Annotated in this window: 20 protein-coding genes; 12 read left to right on the top strand and 8 right to left on the bottom strand. The window is 64.0% G+C overall.

Annotated elements, in window-relative coordinates:
• The first annotated feature begins 203 nt into the window (after positions 1-203).
• Both E5Z01_RS04205 and E5Z01_RS04200 read left to right on the top strand, forming a co-directional pair.
• Complete coding sequence (locus E5Z01_RS04205; RefSeq protein WP_167757758.1) at positions 204-659, top strand: DUF742 domain-containing protein; 456 nt, start codon at positions 204-206, stop codon at positions 657-659.
• 99 nt (positions 660-758) lie between these two features.
• The gene (locus tag E5Z01_RS04200; RefSeq protein WP_135228222.1) at positions 759-1,754 is read left to right on the top strand and encodes a Gfo/Idh/MocA family protein; all 996 of its coding nucleotides are present in this window, start codon (positions 759-761) and stop codon (positions 1,752-1,754) included.
• A gap of 55 nt (positions 1,755-1,809) precedes the next feature.
• On the opposite strand, the gene E5Z01_RS04195 is transcribed toward E5Z01_RS04200, so the two are convergent.
• The 3 genes from E5Z01_RS04195 to scpA all read right to left on the bottom strand — a co-directional run bounded on the left by E5Z01_RS04195 (position 1,810) and on the right by scpA (position 4,710).
• A complete protein-coding gene (locus E5Z01_RS04195; protein ID WP_135228221.1) occupies positions 1,810-2,052 on the bottom strand; it encodes a hypothetical protein in 243 nt (80 codons plus the stop codon).
• Entirely contained in the window at positions 2,049-2,423 is a 375-nt protein-coding gene (locus E5Z01_RS20175; RefSeq protein WP_276321230.1) for a MarR family winged helix-turn-helix transcriptional regulator, read from the bottom strand. Before E5Z01_RS20175 ends, E5Z01_RS04195 begins: the two co-directional genes overlap by 4 nt.
• A gap of 148 nt (positions 2,424-2,571) precedes the next feature.
• Positions 2,572-4,710: a methylmalonyl-CoA mutase gene (gene scpA / locus E5Z01_RS04185; RefSeq protein WP_135228219.1), complete on the bottom strand. Its 2,139-nt coding sequence runs from the start codon at positions 4,708-4,710 to the stop codon at positions 2,572-2,574.
• Between the two features lie 587 nt (positions 4,711-5,297).
• Between scpA and rpe the strand changes: the two genes are divergently transcribed.
• The 4 genes from rpe (at position 5,298) to nspC (ending at position 8,771) form a co-directional block, all read left to right on the top strand.
• On the top strand, positions 5,298-5,972 hold the full coding sequence (rpe, locus tag E5Z01_RS04180; protein WP_233554649.1) for a ribulose-phosphate 3-epimerase: 675 nt from the start codon (positions 5,298-5,300) through the stop codon (positions 5,970-5,972).
• Positions 5,969-6,685, top strand: coding sequence for a 2-phosphosulfolactate phosphatase (locus E5Z01_RS04175; protein WP_119765564.1), 717 nt, complete (start codon positions 5,969-5,971; stop codon positions 6,683-6,685). Before rpe ends, E5Z01_RS04175 begins: the two co-directional genes overlap by 4 nt.
• 226 nt (positions 6,686-6,911) lie before the next feature.
• Positions 6,912-7,409 carry a DcrB-related protein gene (locus E5Z01_RS04170; RefSeq protein WP_135228218.1) on the top strand — a complete coding sequence of 166 codons (498 nt, stop codon included), beginning with the start codon at positions 6,912-6,914 and terminating at the stop codon, positions 7,407-7,409.
• A 135-nt stretch (positions 7,410-7,544) separates the two neighbouring features.
• Positions 7,545-8,771: a carboxynorspermidine decarboxylase gene (gene nspC / locus E5Z01_RS04165; protein ID WP_135228217.1), complete on the top strand. Its 1,227-nt coding sequence runs from the start codon at positions 7,545-7,547 to the stop codon at positions 8,769-8,771.
• Here nspC and E5Z01_RS04160 read toward each other — a convergent pair.
• Entirely contained in the window at positions 8,763-9,134 is a 372-nt protein-coding gene (locus tag E5Z01_RS04160; protein WP_135228216.1) for an AAC(3) family N-acetyltransferase, read from the bottom strand. The two genes, nspC and E5Z01_RS04160, sit on opposite strands and share 9 nt — an antisense overlap.
• 44 nt (positions 9,135-9,178) lie before the next feature.
• On the opposite strand from E5Z01_RS04160, the gene E5Z01_RS04155 reads away from it, so the two are divergent.
• From E5Z01_RS04155 to E5Z01_RS04140, 4 genes are all read left to right on the top strand, one after another.
• The gene (locus E5Z01_RS04155) at positions 9,179-10,075 is read left to right on the top strand and encodes a ribokinase (protein WP_135228215.1); all 897 of its coding nucleotides are present in this window, start codon (positions 9,179-9,181) and stop codon (positions 10,073-10,075) included.
• Positions 10,076-10,166: 91 nt separating this feature from the next.
• The gene (locus E5Z01_RS04150) at positions 10,167-10,646 is read left to right on the top strand and encodes a universal stress protein (protein WP_135228214.1); all 480 of its coding nucleotides are present in this window, start codon (positions 10,167-10,169) and stop codon (positions 10,644-10,646) included.
• Between the two features lie 5 nt (positions 10,647-10,651).
• Complete coding sequence (locus tag E5Z01_RS04145; protein ID WP_135228213.1) at positions 10,652-11,167, top strand: MarR family winged helix-turn-helix transcriptional regulator; 516 nt, start codon at positions 10,652-10,654, stop codon at positions 11,165-11,167.
• Entirely contained in the window at positions 11,164-13,221 is a 2,058-nt protein-coding gene (locus E5Z01_RS04140; RefSeq protein WP_135228212.1) for an MDR family MFS transporter, read from the top strand. Before E5Z01_RS04145 ends, E5Z01_RS04140 begins: the two co-directional genes overlap by 4 nt.
• A gap of 286 nt (positions 13,222-13,507) precedes the next feature.
• Here the strand turns inward: E5Z01_RS04140 and E5Z01_RS04135 are convergent, their stop codons facing one another.
• Positions 13,508-14,857 carry a 3-oxoacid CoA-transferase gene (locus E5Z01_RS04135; protein WP_135228211.1) on the bottom strand — a complete coding sequence of 450 codons (1,350 nt, stop codon included), beginning with the start codon at positions 14,855-14,857 and terminating at the stop codon, positions 13,508-13,510.
• A 526-nt stretch (positions 14,858-15,383) separates the two neighbouring features.
• Between E5Z01_RS04135 and E5Z01_RS04130 the strand changes: the two genes are divergently transcribed.
• A complete protein-coding gene (locus E5Z01_RS04130) occupies positions 15,384-15,635 on the top strand; it encodes a hypothetical protein (protein ID WP_135228210.1) in 252 nt (83 codons plus the stop codon).
• A gap of 274 nt (positions 15,636-15,909) precedes the next feature.
• Here the strand turns inward: E5Z01_RS04130 and E5Z01_RS04125 are convergent, their stop codons facing one another.
• From E5Z01_RS04125 to E5Z01_RS04115, 3 genes are all read right to left on the bottom strand, one after another.
• Positions 15,910-16,410 (bottom strand): hypothetical protein, encoded by a 501-nt coding sequence (locus E5Z01_RS04125; RefSeq protein WP_135228209.1) that lies wholly within the window; start codon positions 16,408-16,410, stop codon positions 15,910-15,912.
• A gap of 45 nt (positions 16,411-16,455) precedes the next feature.
• Positions 16,456-17,073 (bottom strand): HAD family hydrolase, encoded by a 618-nt coding sequence (locus E5Z01_RS04120; protein ID WP_135228208.1) that lies wholly within the window; start codon positions 17,071-17,073, stop codon positions 16,456-16,458.
• 70 nt (positions 17,074-17,143) lie between these two features.
• A complete protein-coding gene (locus tag E5Z01_RS04115) occupies positions 17,144-17,815 on the bottom strand; it encodes a hypothetical protein (protein WP_240738171.1) in 672 nt (223 codons plus the stop codon).
• Between the two features lie 79 nt (positions 17,816-17,894).
• Here E5Z01_RS04115 and E5Z01_RS04110 point away from each other — a divergent pair, with 79 nt between their 5' ends.
• A complete protein-coding gene (locus E5Z01_RS04110) occupies positions 17,895-18,908 on the top strand; it encodes a DHH family phosphoesterase (RefSeq protein WP_135228206.1) in 1,014 nt (337 codons plus the stop codon).

Raw genomic sequence — 18,908 nt, 5'->3', positions numbered from 1 at the left:
AACCTGAAAGGCAATCAGCGTTGCGGCCTGGGGGATGGGCATTAAACTGTAGTCGGGATGAGGCGTCAACACCTTCATCCCTTTGCCATTCTGGACACGAAATGTCAACCCCTAATCGCCGTGAAGAAGTTCACAGACATGAGGATGTCGGGCTGCCATCTTTGCCCTACCTTCATTTCCCTCATGTTCTCCAAGGACCGTTGATGACCTACGCCGTGACTCCCACCGCAGCCCAAGGCTACCCCCTCACCATCGACTGTCCCTGGTGCAGGCGCATCCTGCCGCTGTGCAACGGTCAACGTACCGTCAGCGAAATTGCGGCCGCTCTTTCACTGCCTGCCCAGGTGGTGCTGAAACTCTTGCAAGGGGCCGCCGGCAAAGGCTGGCTGGAATTGCCCGGCGAGGCGACACGCTCTACGCCCGCGCCCCGCAAGCATGAACAGTACCGCGCCCTGCAAGGCGAACTGAGCATCCTGCTGGGCGAGGAAGGCCGTCAGCTGCTGGACGATGCCCTGCGCATGACGCGCCTGTCCCCGGCCCAGCTGACAGGGCCGCATGTCGCCGATGTCCTGATTGCGCTGGAACTCCTGCTGACCCGCGAACAGGCCGAGCGTTTCGGCCCGCAACTCGACCTGCTGCGCGAGACGTACGCCGGTTGAGCTGAAAAGTGGCCTAGAGGAAGGGGGAAGGCCCGAACATTCGCGGCCCTGCACGCCGCCTTTCAGGGCCGTTTTCCCTTTCCAGGGCTATGCTGACATATGTCATCCACACCATTTCGATGGGGGATTCTGGGGGCGGCGCGTATCGCCCGTGCCCTCATTCCCGCCATTCGCGCTGCCGGGGGAGAAGTCACTGCGCTGGGCGTGCGCGACCCGTCCAGCCCCCACGCCCGTGAATTTGCCGAACGGTGGCAGGTGCCACTCGTCGGCCTCTATCAGGACGTGGTCGACAGTGATGTAGACGCCGTTTACAATCCTCTGCCGAACGACGCGCACCTGCCCTGGACAGTTGCCGCCCTCCAGACCGGAAAACATGCCCTGACCGAGAAACCCCTGACGCTGAACGCCCAGGAGGCGCAGCACCTCCTGAGCACTGCCACGCAGACCGGGCGGGTGCTGCTGGAAGCCTTCGCTTACCGCTTTCAACCGCAGGTGCTGCGCGCTCTGGAAATTGTGCACAGTGGGCAACTGGGCGAACTTCGCGCGCTTCACGGCAGCTTCGGCTTTCACCTGCAAACCCCCAGCGACTTCCGCTGGATTCCGGAGCATGGCGGCGGTTCGCTGTACGACGTGGGCACCTACCCTGTGAACCTTGTGCGGCTGCTGCTGGGCCAACCGGAAAAAGTCACGGCGGTTGCGCGCTCCTCTGCCTCCGGCGTGGATGTCGGGCTGGATGCCTCTCTCGTTTACCCCAACGCACTGGCGGGGATCAGTTGTGGGTTCGACTGGGGAGAACCGTCCACCCAGGGCTTCCATGTGGTGGGCACCCGCGGAGACCTCCGGATGGAACGCCCTTTCGACAGCCACACCAGCCACAGCACCACCCTGCGCTGGCAAATTGAAGGTCAGGACTTCAGCCAGGAATTCCCGCCCTCGAACGCCTATGCCCGGATGGTAATGCACTTCCAGAATGTGGCGCGGGGACGGGAACAACCCCTCTTTGAACCGGACGACGCCGTAGGACAGGCGCGGGTACTGGACGCGCTGTTCGGGGCGGCCAGAACGGGCCGAGCCGTCAAGGTCATTGGTTCGTAGATGAACAGGCGCGGGTCAGGGAAGATAGGTGAAGCGGCCACTCACGCCGTATCGCTTATTTCTGCTGACGGACACGGTATTTCCGTAGACTCGCCAGTAGACTCCAGGCTCCCAGAAGCGCGGTGACGAAACCTGTGCCGGCCCAGACCAGGGAGGGGCCTGTCAGAGGCTCACATTGACCGACGCACAGGATCGGCGGAATAACGACCAGGCCGTTTCCTTGCAAAAACCACAGGAGGCCCAGCAGCAGCAAGACCAGAGAAAAGCCTATCCAGGTGATCACCCAGACCCTGTTCATTTCACGGCCTCCTGGTAGGCGAGGATGATTTCGCTCACGTCGTAGACACGGGCGTCACCGTATTGCTCGCGGAGTTGAAGTTCCCTGGACTGCCAGAAGGCTTGCAGGATGGCATCAGCGGCATACCCGCGTTCAGCGGGGATGATCAGGCGTGCTCTGGCATCACTAGGGTCGGGAATGCGTTTTACGTAACCAAGTCCTTCCAGCTCTGTCAGGAGATCAGACATGGCCTGGCGGGAGATTCCTGCGTCCTCTGCCAGTTCGGAGGGTCGCCTTCCTGCTGGACTCAGCCAGCGGCTGACATGCAAGAAGTGATGATGGCGAAGATCGGTGAAGCCGTGACGATGTAACTCTCGTAGGGCAGCGTTCACGAGAGTGTCGGCCGTCACAGCTATGGCCGTGACGAGATTAACTCCACTTGATCCGCTCACCTGATCAGTTTAACGTACTAAATGATTTGTTGCCAGCAGGCTAAAAGCCCTTACACATGGCAAGGGCTTTCGGAAAAGGGAAGAGGATTTAGAAGGTGACGCCTTCGCGTTTGCTCAGCAGCTCCAGCACGTCCCGCGCGCTTTTCAGGATAGGCGTGCCGGGGCCGAAGATGCCCGAGGCGCCCGCTTCCCGCAGGGCCGGGTAGTCCTGCTGCGGGATCACGCCGCCCACCACCACCAGGATGTCGCCCGCGCCCTCGGCCCGCAGGGCCTGCACGAGCTGCGGCACCAGGGTCTTGTGCCCGGCCGCCTGGCTGCTCACGCCGACCACGTGCACGTCGTTCTCGATGGCCTGCCGCGCGGCCTCTTCAGGCGTCTGGAAGAGCGGGCCCACGTCCACGTCGAAGCCCAGGTCGGCGAAGCCCGTGGCGATCACCTTCGCACCGCGGTCGTGGCCGTCCTGGCCCATCTTCACGACCAGCATGCGCGGGCGGCGGCCTTCGCGTTCGGCGAAGGCGTCGATGTCGCGTTTCAGGGCGTCGAAGTTCTCGTCGCCGGCGTACCCGGCGGCGTACACGCCGCTGAGGGTCTTGATCTCGGCGGCGTGGCGGCCCCACACCTGTTCCAGCGCGTCGCTGACCTCGCCCAGGGTGGCGCGGGCCTGCATGGCGTCCACGCTCAGGGCCAGCAGGTTGCCCTGGCCGGTGCGGGCGGCTTCGGTCAGTGCGGCCAGGGTGCGCTGCACCTGCGCGTTGTCGCGCCCTTCGCGCAGCTTGTTCAGGCGGGCGATCTGCGACTCGCGCACGGCGGCGTTGTCGATGTCCAGCACGTCGATGGGGGTGTCCTGCGTGGGACGGTACTTGTTCACGCCCACGATCACGTCCTCGCCCCGATCGATCTTCGCCTGCTTGCGGGCCGCGGATTCCTCGATACGCAGTTTCGGTACGCCGGACTCGATGGCCCTGGCCATGCCGCCCAGTTCCTGCACTTCCTTCATCAGTTCGCGGGCCTTGTCGGCCAGTTCGGCGGTCAGCGCTTCCATCATGTAGCTGCCGCCCCAGGGGTCGATGACGTTCGTGATGCCGGTCTCTTCCTGAATGACGAGCTGCGTGTTGCGGGCGATGCGGGCGCTGAAGTCGGTGGGCAGGCCTATCGCCTCGTCGAAGGCGTTGGTGTGCAGGGACTGCGTGCCGCCGAACACGGCCGCCATCGCCTCGATGGTCGTGCGGACGACGTTGTTGTACGCGTCCTGCTCGGTCAGCGACCAGCCGCTCGTCTGGCAGTGGGTGCGCAGGGCCTTGCTCATGGGCTTCTGCGGCCCGAACTCCTCCACGACCTCGCTCCACAGCCGCCGCGCGGCGCGCAGCTTGGCCACCTCGGTGTAGAAGTTCATGCCGATGCCGAAGAAGAAACTCAGGCGACCCGCGAACTCGTCGATGTTCATGCCCTTCTTCAGCGCGGCCTGGATGTACTCCCTGCCGTCTGACAGGGTGTACGCCAGTTCCAGCGCAGCGTTCGCCCCGGCTTCCTGAATGTGATAGCCGGAAATGGAAATGCTGTTGAAGCGTGGCATGTTCTTCGCGGTGTACTCGATGATGTCCGCGATGATGCGCATGCTGGGCTCGGGCGGGTAGATGTAGGTGTTGCGCACCATGAACTCTTTCAGGATGTCGTTCTGGATGGTGCCCGACAGTTCATCCAGTTTCGCGCCCTGCTCCAGCCCCGCCACGATGTACCCGGCCAGGACGGGCAGCACCGCGCCGTTCATGGTCATGGACACGCTCATGTCCTTCAAGGGGATGCCGTCGAACAGGATTTTCATGTCCTCCACGCTGTCGATGGCGACGCCGGCCTTGCCTACATCGCCCACTACGCGCGGGTGGTCGCTGTCGTACCCGCGGTGCGTGGCGAGGTCGAACGCCACCGACAGGCCCTTCTGCCCGGCGGCGAGGTTGCGGCGGTAGAAGGCGTTGGATTCCTCGGCGGTGGAGAAGCCCGCGTACTGCCGGATCGTCCACGGGCGGGCCGCATACATGGTGGCGCGGGGGCCGCGGGTGAAGGGCGGCAGGCCCGGCAGGGTGTCCGCGGCGTCTCCGGCGGGCAGGTCATCGCGGGTATACAGGGCTTTCAGGGTGATGCCCTCGGGCAACTCGCGGTTCAGCGACGAGGGGTCGCCACCCTTCAAGTCCTTGCTGGCAAGGGCTTTCCACTGGCTCAGGTCACTCATGGCATTGAACCTCCGTTACCCCTTTATTGTGCCACCCACACGCAGGCCACGTCCTGCATTGCGGTCAAGGAATTCGTGTCTGAGCGGGTGACAGTGGTGGCTTTTGCCGCGGCTTAAGGCCAGTTCCGCGCGCGGGAGGCAGTCAAGACGGCAAGCAGGAGACTCAACAGAACCACCCGCAGCAAGTCTGCCGGCCACCGCCAGGAACCCGCGAGACGACCTTCCATAAAACTGACCCACATGAAGAGAGATCCGAATTCTAGCGCACTCTCCGCCCACCTGAACCCGAAGCCCCAGTGACTTGCTATAGGACACGCCCGCCGCGCACCCGCGAGACCAACCACCACTGTTGCCAAGATGCCCGCCCAGTACCATGCGGGGAGACCGGAAGCGTATCCGTCCCCTTGGCGAAGCGCCTCGAAAACCTGAAAGGCGGCGAACAACAGGCCCATCAACAGACCAGGCGCGCGAATCAGTTTGGCTCCCACGGCCCCTTTCGTTGTCCCAGGGGAGTTGATGGGTTCAGTTGAGTGCCGGTTCTGGCCGCAGGCTCTCGTTTTTTTCAGGGCCTTGCTAGAATCTGCGCCGTGACCGCACCATCATCCGCTCTGGCCCGCGTGAAACTGGCTCCCAGCATTCTCTCCTGTGATTTTGCCCGGCTGGGCGAGGAATTACAGGCGATCGAGTCGGCGGACTGGGCGCATGTGGACGTGATGGACGGGATGTTCGTGCCCAACATCAGTTTCGGACTGCCGATCCTGGCGGCGGCGCGGCGCGTCAGTTCCCTTTACATGGACGTTCACCTGATGATCGAGCAGCCCGAGCGTTACCTGAAGGCCTTCGCGGACGCCGGGGCCGATGGCCTGACGGTGCAGGTGGAGAGCACCAGGCACATTCACCGCGCCGTGCAGCAGGTCAAGGAACTGGGCAAGCGGGCGGGCGTGACCCTGAATCCCGGCACACCGCTGGACATGATTAAGCCCGTGCTGGGCGATGTGGATCTGGTGCTGGTGATGAGCGTCAACCCTGGCTTCGGCGGGCAGAAATTTATTCCGGACAGCCTGGAGCGGATTCGCACGGTGCGGCGCTGGCTGGATGAACTGGGCAGCGGTGCAGACTTGCAGGTCGATGGCGGCGTGACCGCCGAGAACGCCAGGGCCGTGGTGGAAGCGGGGGCGAATGTGCTGGTGGCCGGCAGTGCCGTATATGGCCCGGACGGCGCGGGGGCGGGCCTGCAACGCCTGCGTGAGGCCTTGCAGTGAGGTTGCGCGTCGACCTGCTGCCGCACGGGCATTACCCGGACGTGGTGCTAGTCATCGACACGCTGCGGGCCACCACCACCGCCGTCACCTACCTGGAACGCGGCGCGGACGCCCTGCTCCTGACCAGCACGCCCGAAGTGGCGTTGGGGTTAAAAGGCGAGGGGTTCCTGCTGGGCGGTGAACGCGGCGGCCTACCCATTCCCGGCTTCGATTTCGGGAACAGCCCGGTGGAAGCGCAGCCGCAGAACTTCACCGGAAAAACGGTGGTCATGAACACCACCAACGGCACCGGGGCGTCGCACGTGGCCGCGCAGACCGGCAAGCACGTGTTCCTGGCGGCCCTCACGAACGCGCACGCCGCCGCCCGCCGCGCCCGGGCGCAGGCCACTGAGGAAGTCGCCATCGTGTGCGCCGGCACCGACGAGCGCGTGGGCCTGGAGGACGTGTACACCGCCGGCGTCATCGCCGAGTACCTGCTGGCGCTGGGGGAATTCAGCATCGACGACGGCGCCCGCATCGCCCTGACGGTGAGGCGCAACAGCGGCAACCCGCTGGAAGCCCTGAGCAGCAGCGTTCACGGCGCCCGCCTGTCGAACCTGGGGCTCGGGGAGGACGTGCGTTACGCCGCCGAACTCAGCACCAGCACGGTCGTTCCCACGCTGGTGCAGGGCGACGATGTGCCGGAAGGAACACTGCGCTTCATCGCGGGGTAAAGCCGAACTGCGCCGCTGCCGGAACAGTGCGGCACTCGTCGGAAGTTCGGTCATCCGGACTCTGGTCGCCCCCGGCCTGTTCGGAGCTGAACATCGACCAGAGCTGGTCAAGCGGTGAAACACCAGGCGCAGGAAAACCTCCCTTCCTGCACGTGATGAACACGTCGGGCGGAACCTTTCCGGAAATGTGGGCATGAAACGGAGAGGGGTGCGTATAACATGAGGTATGACCTGGAAACGTGTGGCCGCGCTGGCTTTTCTGCTCGGGGCATCCGCTGATGCCGTGACCTTCAGCAGTCCCAAGGACGGCTTCAGCATCACTGCGCCGGCAGGCTGGAAACAGGCCAGTTACCCGGGCACGAACGTCGTCTTCATGGCGCCCAAACCCCTGGCGAGTTTTCAGCCTAATGTGAATGTGCTGGTGCAGCCTCTGCCAGCGGGTATCACGCAGAAGAAGTACCACGACCTCAGCCTCAAGCAACTGGACACCGTCATGACCGACGGCAAGATTCTCAGTCAGCGGGCCACCACCCTGGGCGGCCAGCCGGCCAATGAAGTCATTTACCAGGGGCGTCAGGGAAAAGCCACCCTCTACTTTCACGCGACCTACGCCGTCAAGGGCCGGCAGGCTTACATCCTGACGGGAACGACCGTGCTGGGGTCGCAGGCGACGCTGCTTCCCGCCATGAAAACCTTCGTGAGCAGCTTCAAAATACTCCGCTGACAACCAGGAACACGGCCTTTCTGTGGCTTTCTCTGGAAGGGCAAGCACTTAAAGGGGTGGCCGCAGAAGGGTTGAAAAGCAGAGTTCAGGATCGCGTCACAGGTCAGGCCGGCCTGATCGGTTACCCTGTAGCGCGTGACTGCTTTGCCTGCCGACCTGCACCTGCCCGCCGTGACCGACGTGAATGCCGTGGACTGGGCGGGGATTCCTAGCCCGGCCTTCGTGCTGGACGAATCGCGCCTGCGCCGCAACCTGAGCCTCATCGATTATGTGCAGAAGCAGAGCGGGGCGCAGATCATCGTGGCGTTCAAGGGGTTCTCGATGTGGTCGGCCTTTCCGATCCTGCGCGAGTACGGCATTACCGGCGCCACCGCCTCCAGCCTGAACGAAACGATCCTGGCGAAAGAGGAGATGCAGGGCGAAGTTCACGTGTACGCGCCGGCCTACAGCGACGAGGACTTTCCGAAGATTCTGGAACTGGCCGACCACCTGGTGTTCAACTCGTTTGGTCAGTGGCAGCGCTTCAGGCCGCAGGTGCAGGCCGCCCGCGCCGCCGGGCGCCAGCTGCATGTCGGCCTTCGCATCAACCCCGAGTACGCCGAGGTCGAGACTGACCTGTACAACCCGGCTGGGCCGTTTTCGCGCCTGGGCGTGACCCGGCGCGAGTTCCGCGAAGACCTGCTGGACGGCATCGACGGCCTGCACTTCCACACCCTCTGCGAGAAGGATTCCGACACGCTGGAACGCACGCTGGAAGTCGTGGAACGCAACTTCGGGGAGTATCTGGGCCGCATGCAGTGGGTCAATTTCGGCGGCGGTCACCTGATGACCCGTGAAGGGTACGACCTGGCGCGCCTGATCCGGGTGGTGAAAGCCTTCCGCGAGAGGTGGGGCGTACACGTCATTCTGGAACCCGGCAGCGCCTTCGGCTGGCAGACCGGCTGGCTGGTGTCCAGTGTGCTGGACGTGGTGCACAACGTGAAAGACGCCGTACTGCTCGACGTTTCAGTCTCGGCGCACATGCCCGACGTGCTGGAAATGCCCTACCGCCCGCGTATCCTGGGCGCCGGCGACCCGCCGAGTGACGACCACCGCGAGGCCGTGGACACCCCGCCCGGTTCCCACTACCTCATCGGCGGAACGACCTGCCTGGCGGGCGACGTGGTGGGCGAGTACGTCTTTGATCACCCGCTGAACATCGGTGACCGCGTGGTGTTCGACGACATGATCCACTACACCATGGTCAAGACCACCTTCTTCAACGGCGTGAAGCACCCCGACATCGGCATCCTGCGCCCGGACGGTACTTACGAGCGCGTGAAAACTTTCGGGTACGAGGAGTTCAAGGCGAAACTAAGCTGACTTTTCAGCCAGCCAACAGTTCACGGCGAAATCCACCAGTGCGCGCTGCCACATCAGTTTCGCGGTGGCTGATTCTACCCGGCCAACGGTGACCGCGCCGCTGGCTTCGAAAGCGGCCTTGACGGGCGGAAAAGTGGTGTCGTCGTATTCCCCTTCCTCGAAGGTCACCCACTGCGGCCCGCCATTGACCATCAGCGGTGCGCCCACCTGAACCACGGGCCGTTGCCCGGTTCTGGCCTCCGCCAGGTGCAGGCTGGTGTTCTTCTCTGTGCCCAGCACTAAGACCTGCCCGTCCAGCCCGTAGACACGGGCCAGCGGGGAGCCCTCGCCCAGCGAGAACGCCAACTCATGGTCGGCAGACATGGGCCAGATGACGTACGTTTCTGCTGACTTGTTAGGGTAAAGGCATGACTTCCCCTGGCGTTCTGGTACTGGGCAGTTTGAACCTCGACCTGATTTTGCGGGTGCCGCACCTGCCCCGGGTGGGGGAGACCATGCACTCCGTGAGCCTGGAACGCCAGCCGGGCGGCAAGGGCGCGAATCAGGCGGCGGCGTGTGCGGCGCTGGGAACCAGAACAGTGATGCTGGGCGCCGTGGGCGCCGACGAAGCCGGAGAGGTCATGCGCTCCGCGCTCTCGGCAAGCGGCGTGGACGTGGCGGCGGTGCGGGTGCAGGGCGGTGTGGCGACCGGTCAGGCTTACATTCACGTGGCGCCGGACGGCGAGAACACCATCACCCTGCATGGCGGCGCGAATCAGGGGGTGGGCGAGGCGGAATTGAGTGCCCTGAGTGCCGCTCTGCACAGCGCGCAAGTCCTGTTGTTGCAACTGGAAATTCCCCTGCCCGTGAACGTGGAGGCGGCGCGACGGGCCAGGGCCGCAGGCGTAGTGGTGATCCTCGATCCCGCGCCCGCCACAGAAGTCTTGCCGCCCCAGTTGCTGGCGGATGTGGACATCCTGACGCCGAACGAGCACGAAGCCGTGACCCTGACCGGCGAGAAGGACGCCCATGCTGCGGCCATCAGGCTGTTTGAACAGGGCGTGAAGAACGTGATTCTGAAGCGGGGGGGTCGGGGTGCCCTTCTCCTGAATGCCGAGGGTTTCCGTGAATTCGGTGCCCCACAGGTGGAGGTGGTCAGCACCGTGGGCGCGGGCGACACCTTCAACGGCGCTCTGGCGACTGCCCTGGCACACGGCCAGACCATCGCCCAGGCCACGTCGTTTGCCGTGCAGGTCGCCAGTCTGCGCGTATCCCGCCCGGCTGGATACGGGCATTTGCCCACGCAGCGGGATATCGAATCCTGAGCCGCCGGGGTTCGTTGACCCTTCCCTTCCATCAACAGGTGCTCATTGAAAATAGTTGACCAAAGTAAACTACTGCGCTAGGGTAGTCCGCATGTCGGAACTTTTCTCTGAATCTCTGCGCGATTACCGGACGATCCTGGTGGCGTCCGGCGGCGCGCCACACTCGCTGGTGGCCGTGGCCCGCGCCGCCCGCATCGTCAGGCGCGTGGGCGCCACCCTGCACCTCGTGGCGGTGGTGCCGCAGGCCGCCTCCCCCCTCATGAACGTCGCCACCGCCTTTGCGGGCGGGGAGATGTTCGAGGGTCAGGCCAAACAGGACGACTACGCCCAGCGCGAAGCGTACCTTCAGCGGGCTGCCGCCGACCTGCGCGCGGCCGGCCTTGACGTGCATGCCCACCTGGTTCCCGCCCTGAAACCCGCCGACGCGATTGTGCAGGTGGCGCAGGAGCAGAACGCCGACCTGATCATCCTGGGCCGCAAGCACAAGAGCGCCTGGACTGCCGCGCTGGCCGGCAGCGTGTCGGACATGGTCAGCCACGCCTCGCCGGTGGACGTACTGATCGTCCGGTGAACGCCATGCCCCCAACTTCATCCACCATGACTGACCTGACCGCCGAGGAAACCCTGAAATTCATGGGTGGGCTGTGGAAACTCAACCGCCGCATCAAGCAGAGCGTGCAGCCCCTGATTGCCGAGCAGTACGGCCTGGATATCCGCAAGTACTTCATTCTGCAAAACATCCGGCACGGCCGGGTGTACCCCAAGCAGATTGCGGAGAACCTCGATATGCCGTCTACCTTACTCAGCCGTTACCTGGACGGCCTGCACACGCAGGGGCTCATCGAGCGGCAGATCGACCCGCACGACTCGCGGCGCACGCTGCTGTCCGTCACGCCGGCGGGACAGACCGCCGTGGAGGGCTGCACGCAACTCATCGGTGAAGTCAGCCGCGCCCGGCTGCAATACCTTCCCCCGCAGAAACTCGCGGCGCTGCTGGACGCCATGCGCACCCTGGAAGACCTGACCGCCGATCAACCCCATGCAGATCAATCCAGCCCCGATCAGCTCAAGCCCGAGCAGGAGACCCCATGACCGCACCCTCTGAACCTACCCCAGGCGCTCCTGCGCCGTACACCTTCACGGAACAGGAAAAACGAATTACCCTGATCGGCCTGATGGTCGTCTTTCTGCTGGCCGCGCTCTCGCAGAACATCGTGGGAACGGCCATGCCGCGCATCGTGGAAGAACTCAACGGGTTCAACCTGTACACCTGGGTCACCACCGCCTACCTGCTGGCCAGCACGGTCATGGTGCCTATTTACGGAAAACTGTCCGACCTGTACGGACGTAAGCCCATCCTGGTGTTCGGTGTGGTGCTGTTCCTGGTCGGCTCGGCGCTGTGCGGTATTGCCGGCGAGCCGTGGCTGGGCCAGTTCCTGGGCGGCGGCATGAACCAGCTGATCGCGGCGCGGGCCGTGGCGGGCCTGGGCGCGGCGGCGCTCATCACCATCGCCTTTACCATCCTGGGCGACATGTTCAACCCGGCCGAGCGCGCCAAGTTCGGCGGGCTGTTCGGCGCGATGTTCGGCCTCAGCAGCGTCATCGGCCCGGTCATCGGCGGGTTCCTGACCGATCAGTTCTCGTGGCGCTGGACGTTTTATGCCAACCTGCCGCTGGGCCTGCTGGCGCTCTTTATGATCATCGCCAAGATGCCCAGCCTGTCGCGCCGCAGCGGCGGCAAAGTGGACGTGCTGGGCGCCCTGCTGATTCTGACCACCACCATTCCCCTGCTGCTGGCCCTCACCTGGGGCGGCACCACCTACGCCTGGAACAGTGCCACCATCCTGAGTCTGTTCGCCGGCAGCGTGGTCAGCCTGATTCTGTTCGTGCTGGTCGAGCGCCGCACGCCCGACGCGATCATTCCGCTGAGCCTGTTCAACATCCCTATTTTCACGGTGGGCAACGTCGCCTCGTTCATCCTGAACATGGCCTTCTTCGGCGTGATCATGTTCCTGCCGCTGTACATGCAGATGGTGTTGGGTGTGTCGCCCACCAAGAGCGGCACCAGCATGCTGCCCCTGATGCTGGGCCTGATCGTGACCAGCATCGTGGCCGGGCAGATCGTGGCCCGCACCGGCAAGTACAAACCCTGGATGATCGGCGGGGGCGTCATTCTGGTCATTGGCATTTGGTCGCTGACCAGCCTGAAACCCGACAGTCACCTGCTGGATCTGTACTGGCGCATGTTCCTGGTCGGCATGGGCCTCGGCCCGGCCCAGAGCCTCTTTACCATCGCCATTCAGAGCGGCGTCAGTCTGGGGCAACTGGCCACGGCCACCAGCAGCAGCCAGTTTTTCCGGCAGATCGGCGGCACGATCGGCGCGGCCATTTTCGGCACGCTGCTGATGAACGGCCTGCACACCGAACTCCCCAAGCACCTGCCCGCGATGCCCGGCACGGCGTTCGACAGCAAGAACATCGACATGAAAGCCATGCGAACCGCCGGAAGTGGCGGCGGCGTGGAAGCCAAAATCAAGACCGCCATGGAAGGGCAGTACGCGCTGATCGAGCAGGCCATGAATGGCGACGCGAAGGCGCAGGCCGCCATCAAAGCCAACGCGCAACTGCCCGCCGAACTCAAGACCCTGGTTACCGGCGGCCTGAGAGCCGAAGTTCACCAGAAGCTGTCGGCACAGGCCGCCGCCATTCAAAAAGCCCTGTCTGCCGGTGAAGCGGGACGCAACGCCATGCTCGCCAATCCGCAAACGCCTGACGCCCTGAAAACGCAACTGCAGGCCCTCCCCGCGCAGGCCTTCGCCACCCCGCAAGGTTCCGCTGCCGTCGCTGAACGGTTCGCCGCGGGCATCCTCGCGCAGGAGGACACGGTGTACGGTCAGGCGAAAACCCAGGCGCTCGCCACCATCAAAACCAGGTTCGACGAGCAAGGCAAAACCCTCGCCGCTCAGGTCACCAGGGGCATGAAGGAAGGTTTCACTGCCAGCATCACGAAAATGTTCGGTGACGCGGTGTGGTTCGCTCTGGCTGGCCTGATCATGATGTTCTTCGTTCCCGTGATCACCATTCGCGGCAGCGGCAAACAACCCGCGCCCGCCGTGCAGGAGAACGAAACGCCCACGCCCGCCTGAACCTCGATCCGTTCAACAGAAAAACAGGCCCTGACACGGCCTGTTTTCTCATTTTCACCCGAAGCGCCTATCCTTTTTCGCCCGGAAGCTGCTAATCAAATGCGGGAAGCGGCACATTGGAAACTGACAGGTCAGCTTCTGGATTCGGGTCGTCGAGCATCTGAAATTTTCTGGTGTGGATGAACCTGAGCTCCAGCAGGAACGGAACCTGCACGGTGCTCCGGGGTGTGACCTTCTGGGCCTCAGCCTCGCGTCGGGATGGGGCGGCGATTCTGCACAGTTGTTTTTAATTCCTGAGCTGCTCGTTGAATTTCGCGCCGGTCGTCGCCCTGACTTCTTCAAGGGTCGCCCCGGGCATCAGTTCCGTCAGGGTCAGCACACCATCCACGAACTCGAACACGGCTTTATCCGTGATGATCACGTTCACCGCGCCGCGCGTCGTGAGGGGCAGAGTGCAGTCCGGCACAATTTTTGGTGTGCCGTCCGGGTCGGTGTGCCCCATGGTCACGATCAGTCTCTTTGCGCCGCTCGCCAGGTCCATCGCTCCGCCCACGCCCAGCAGGGGTTTGCCGGGCACGGCCCAGTTGGCCAGGTTGGCGTGCTCGTCCACCTGCAAGCCGCCCATCACCGCCACGTCCACGTGACCGCCGCGAATCATGGCGAAACTGTCGGCGCTGTCGAAGTAACTGGCCCCCGGCAGGGCCGTGACCGGGATTTTTCCGGCATTCACCGGGAAATCCATCGCGCCACCGTCCTCAGGGGCCGGGCCGACGCCCAGCATGCCGTTCTCGGTGTGCAGGTTGAGGCCGTGCTCAGGCGTAATCAGGTCGGCGACCAGCGTGGGAATGCCGATGCCGAGGTTCACCACGTCACCGGGGCGCAGTTCCTGCAGGGCTCGGCGGGCCATGTTCAGGCGGGCTTCGTCCACTTTCTTGCTGCTGCCCTTGACGTCCGCGCTCGATCCCAGATCTTCCGGCGTGAGTTTCGCCTCCACCAGGTAATCCACGTACAGGCCGGGGGTGTGCACCTGTTCCGGAGGAATGTCGCCCACCGGCACGATCTCCTCGGCTTCCACGATGACCAGATCCGCCGCGGTGGCCATGGCCCGGTTGAAGTTCTGCTCGGTCAGGCGGTACTGGAGGTTCCCGGCCGTATCGGCCCGCCAGGCACGAAGAAAAGCCACGTCCCCGCGCAGGCCCGGCACGAAGATCATGTCCTGACCGTTCAGGTGCCGCACGTCGGCGTCCCCGGCAATGACCGTTCCTGCGGCGGTGGGCGTGTAAAACCCGCCGATGCCCGCCCCGCCAGCGCGCAGCGCTTCCGCCAGGCTGCCCTGCGGGATCAGTTGCACCTCCAGTTTCCCCGCCTGCGCCGCCTGCACGGCCTCGCGGTTGCTGGTGAAAAACGAACCGATGGCCTTTTTCAACTGCCCCTGCCGCAGCAGTTTTCCGCCGCCGATGCCAGCCTCGCCCACGTTGTTCGCCACGTACGTCAGGTCTTTGGTGGGCAGGTCGGCCAGCGCGTGCAGCAGGTGTACCGGGTTGCCGGTCATGCCGAACCCGCCCACCAGAAGCGTCTGCCCGTCCTTCACAAACTGCGCGGCCTGCGCCAGAGAGATGATCGGAACGGTTTTCATAGGCTTGTTTCCCCTGTGCAGCGGGCTTCTTGAGGACAGATCATTTGAGTTCGGGTCATGCTTGGCCTCCCAGGCAGAAAAGATTCAGAACACACATCAACAGGCGGTGTCATCCCAGCCATCATAGGGGCGGCCCGGTTCAGGAGGCCCCAGATTCGCTCTCAACCGTGCCCACTGGCCCTCAGGCGAGAAAGTGAATGTCCGGTTCGGAATGAGACGAGATATGCCTGGCAAAATGCTTCGGAGTCGGCCAAGCATGTAGAGACAGTGATCGGGTTCAAGCGATCTAGGCCTGACACCTGGCGGCGGCTGGAGTGAAGCTGGTTTCACTAAATTTCAGGAGGTGTCCCGTGACATGAAAGTCGCTTAAAGGTTTATTCGGCATGCCTGCCCGACATCCCGTAGACGAGCGGGGGAAGACCGCCCTGGAAAGGCAAAGCGAAGATGATTCAACATGAGCCGAACGTAAAGTTCGTGACACTGCAAAATAATTACCAACGATGACCCGGCGGTGCATGCTGATGAAATGCATCATGGTCGGGAGAAGACGATCCGGTTTCTGGCCCATCAGGGAAAATCCATCGTGGTCGAATACCAGGGTGAACGCAGGGAACTGCACCACAAGGTGGGCAAGTACATCAAACGGCACGTCAGCCCGCCGGTAGCGGTGGAGCGTTGGGCCATCGATGACGACATGCTCAACGTCGTCACTTTAAGACGTTCCCTGCTTCCTGGGACGCAAATTCCATTGAGCACCTGGCGCATCGGCGAGGGCTGAGTCGGAACCACAGGTGGGCGGCAGCCTGCTTCGTGAACCAGGCGAAGCCAGCCTGCTTCGTGAACCAGGCGAAGCCAGCCCCGTGATGCTGTCCCTGCGCTGGGCTGTTTGAATTGTGCCTGGCGCTCTTTGAACTGATTTTCGCTGTTGCAGGTCATCAATGATCCATCTGCACCGGTTTCCTCGCTCTTACCCCTTTTAGCTCTCTGGAGCATCCTTCAATAAAACCCCCGGCTTCAGCGCTGAAACCGGGGGCTTTGTCATACTGCTCGACTCAGCGCGGCGTTTCGTCGGTGCTGTTGGTGAAGGGCGGCTGATTGCCGGTGCTGGGCTGCGAGGCCGTCGACTGTGTGGTGCTGGCGGGGGGAGTGCCCGACGGCGTGCTGTTGGGATGGGCGCTGCTGGAAGAGGTGCTGCCAGCGATTTCGCCGGTTCCCGGAAATGAGGGGCTGGCGGATGTCGAAGGGGCCGTCTCCACTTTCTCGATGCTGGTGCTGTCGGGTCGCGGGTCGGGCGTGTCGCCCAGTTCCGTGATCAGGCGCTCGCGGCCCTTGACTTCGTCTTCGGTGTGCCGGATGTCCTCGCGGATGCCGGACAGGATATCCACGGGCTTCCCGTCGTGGTAAGCGCGGCCCAGGCGGGCGTAGTGCCCGTCGAGTTCGCGGGTCAGTTGAAAGATCTCCATTTTCAGGCGGGCGATCTGCGCCACTTCCTCGCCGCGACGCTGGACTTTCTCGGCGCCTTTCTTCACGGTGTTCAGGATGTTATCTAGCATGAGAGTCAGTGTGCGCCCCCCGAGCCTGCCACGGGTGAGGTTTGTTTAAAGGGCCAGCCATTCCCGCAGGGTGGCCTGAAATTCCGCGTGCCGGTCGTGGTGGTACAGCAGGCCCTGAAAGCCGAAAGCGTTGGCGGCGTCGATGTTCTCCTGCACGTCGTCCACGAAGGCAACCTGGCCGGCCGGCAAATCCATGGCCTGCTGGAGGGCCGCGAAAGCCTCGGGCGTGGGCTTCTTGTACCCGATTTCGTTGCTGAACACCAGCGCGTCAAACCGCGCGAACCGCGGGTCGCGGCGCAGGTGGTCACTGACCACCGGGTAATTGTTGCTGAGCAGGCCCACCCGCACCTGCCGGGGCAACTGCTCGAGGGTGGCGTACATGGGGCTGTTGTCCTGGATGCTGCCCAGGTAAAGCGGCTCGAATTCATGGTACGGCAAGGACATGCCGGTTTCCGCCTGCAGCGTCTCCCAGAATTGTGGCAGACCCCACGTGCCCACCTCCAGCTGGTGCACGTGCCGGAAGTAACTCTCGCGCACCCGCTGTACGCTGACGCCTGACCTGTCCGCCATATTCTGCGTGCTGCGGCCGTCGAACGTCCCCACCGTGAACACCCCGCCCCAGTCGAATGCCACATGCCGTTGCTGCGCCGTCATACCCGCCATTCTTCCCCAGACAGCCGGTCGTGGTCAGGCCGGTGTCTAAAACCCCTGCCGTTTCGGAGGGCGTGAAGGCTTATTCCTCGACTTCCACCAAGACGCCCCGGCGCTGCCAGGAGCGAAGGTTCAGATCGTGGAGGGCCTGCCAGATTTTGCGCCAGCCCTGCGCGGCGGCGAGTTTCTGGGGTTTGCCGTGCCGGTTGACGTGCTGGCGGTGCAGGCGCAGCAACTCCGGCACATCGGCCTCGGGATGCAGGTGCAGGTCGACCTCTTCGCTGTAGGCTGGCGCCGGGGCGTGGGCGGTGGTGGTCAGGACGCAGGCCACGCCGCTGGCCCGGTCGCGCAGCCAGGTCAGCATGAACAAGGCCGGATCGGCCTGGCGGGGTGGGGCAGGCAACTCCAGCCAGCGCACACAGATGGCCGTTTCGCCCAGCACGTAGGCCCGCAGGAAGGCCCGTTCATGGGTGGGCGGCAGCAGGAAAGTCGCGTCTGCGAGCGCCCCGGTTTCCAGCAGGGCCGCGTGCAGTTGTTTCAGCGCCAGACTCTGCTGGGGGGTCGCGCCAGGGGCCTGCGAGGTGAGGTGGGTGTCCTCCAGCATCAGGGTGGGTGGCACCTCGCCGTTCAGAATGGGCTGGCCTTGCAAGCGGGCGCGTGAAATTTCTGGAAAGCGAGCCTGCACCCCGGCCGGGCCGTACAGGGCCAGCAGTTCCGCCTCGGTCAGGGCGGCCAGGTTCAGACGCAGGGGCACGCCGCCCAGCATAGCGCGCCTGCCCCATCTTTCTCATATGCGTAAGGCGACTCTCATTAGACCTCCTATACTGCTGAGAATGACAGCCCAGAATTCCGGCACCCCTGATTACCTTCAGGATGTGCAGCATGTGGCCCGCTGCCTTCTCGACCACCCCGGCCCCATCGTCGTCCTGGCGCATGAAAACCCGGACGGTGACGCGCTGGGCAGCGTCCTGGGCCTGACCCGCGCCCTGCGCTCCCTGGGCAAGACCGTGGTCGCGGCGCTGGACGTGCCCCGTTACCTGACTTTCCTGCCGCAACCCGGCGAGCTTATTGGCAACCTGGAACAGTGGCCTGCCGACGCGCTGCTGGTGGTACTGGATGTGGACAACAACGACTTCCCGCGGGTGGCGGGCGCGGACGTGGGAAGCTTCAATGGGCCAGTCGTGAACATCGATCACCACGGCACCAACACTCGTAAGGCCACCGCCGGCGTGGTCGACCCGACCAAACCCGCCGCCGCCATGATGGTCGCGGATGTGGTGGACGCCCTGGGCGTGGCCTGGACGGAGGACATCGCCACCCCCCTGATGCTGGGAATGTTGACCGACACAGGCAACTTCACCTTCGACAGCGTGACACCCGACACCTTCCTGACAGCGGCCCGCCTGCGCGGGTACGGAGCGCGCATGGGCTGGTTGACCGACAACCTGCGCCAGCATTCGCGTTCCTATTACCTGCTGCTGCGCGAAGTGCTGGGCACCCTGGAATTCAGGCACGACGGTCAGGTCATCCTGGCCCGCGTGGATCAGGCCATGCTGGAACGCGCCAGCGCCAGCTGGGAGGACGTGGAATCCTACGTCAGCCTGCTGCGCAGCGCCGAGGGCAGCCGCCTGGCGGTGATGATCAAGGATTACGGCGAGCGCGTGAAATTCTCGTTGCGGTCACGCGGCGGCCTGAGCGCCCAGAACATCGCGGTGGCGCTGGGCGGTGGCGGTCATGTGCCCGCTGCCGGAGCCACCGTGAACGAGCCTTACGCCGTGGCCCGCCCGCTGCTGGATCAGGCCATCGCCGCGGAACTGGATCGCGTCACCCAGACCATTTCCGCCTGA

The sequence above is a fragment of the Deinococcus fonticola genome, from assembly GCF_004634215.1.
GTDB lineage: Bacteria > Deinococcota > Deinococci > Deinococcales > Deinococcaceae > Deinococcus > Deinococcus fonticola.
The sequence above is the reverse complement of the archived record's forward strand: the minus strand, read 5'-3'. Positions and strand labels throughout refer to the sequence as shown.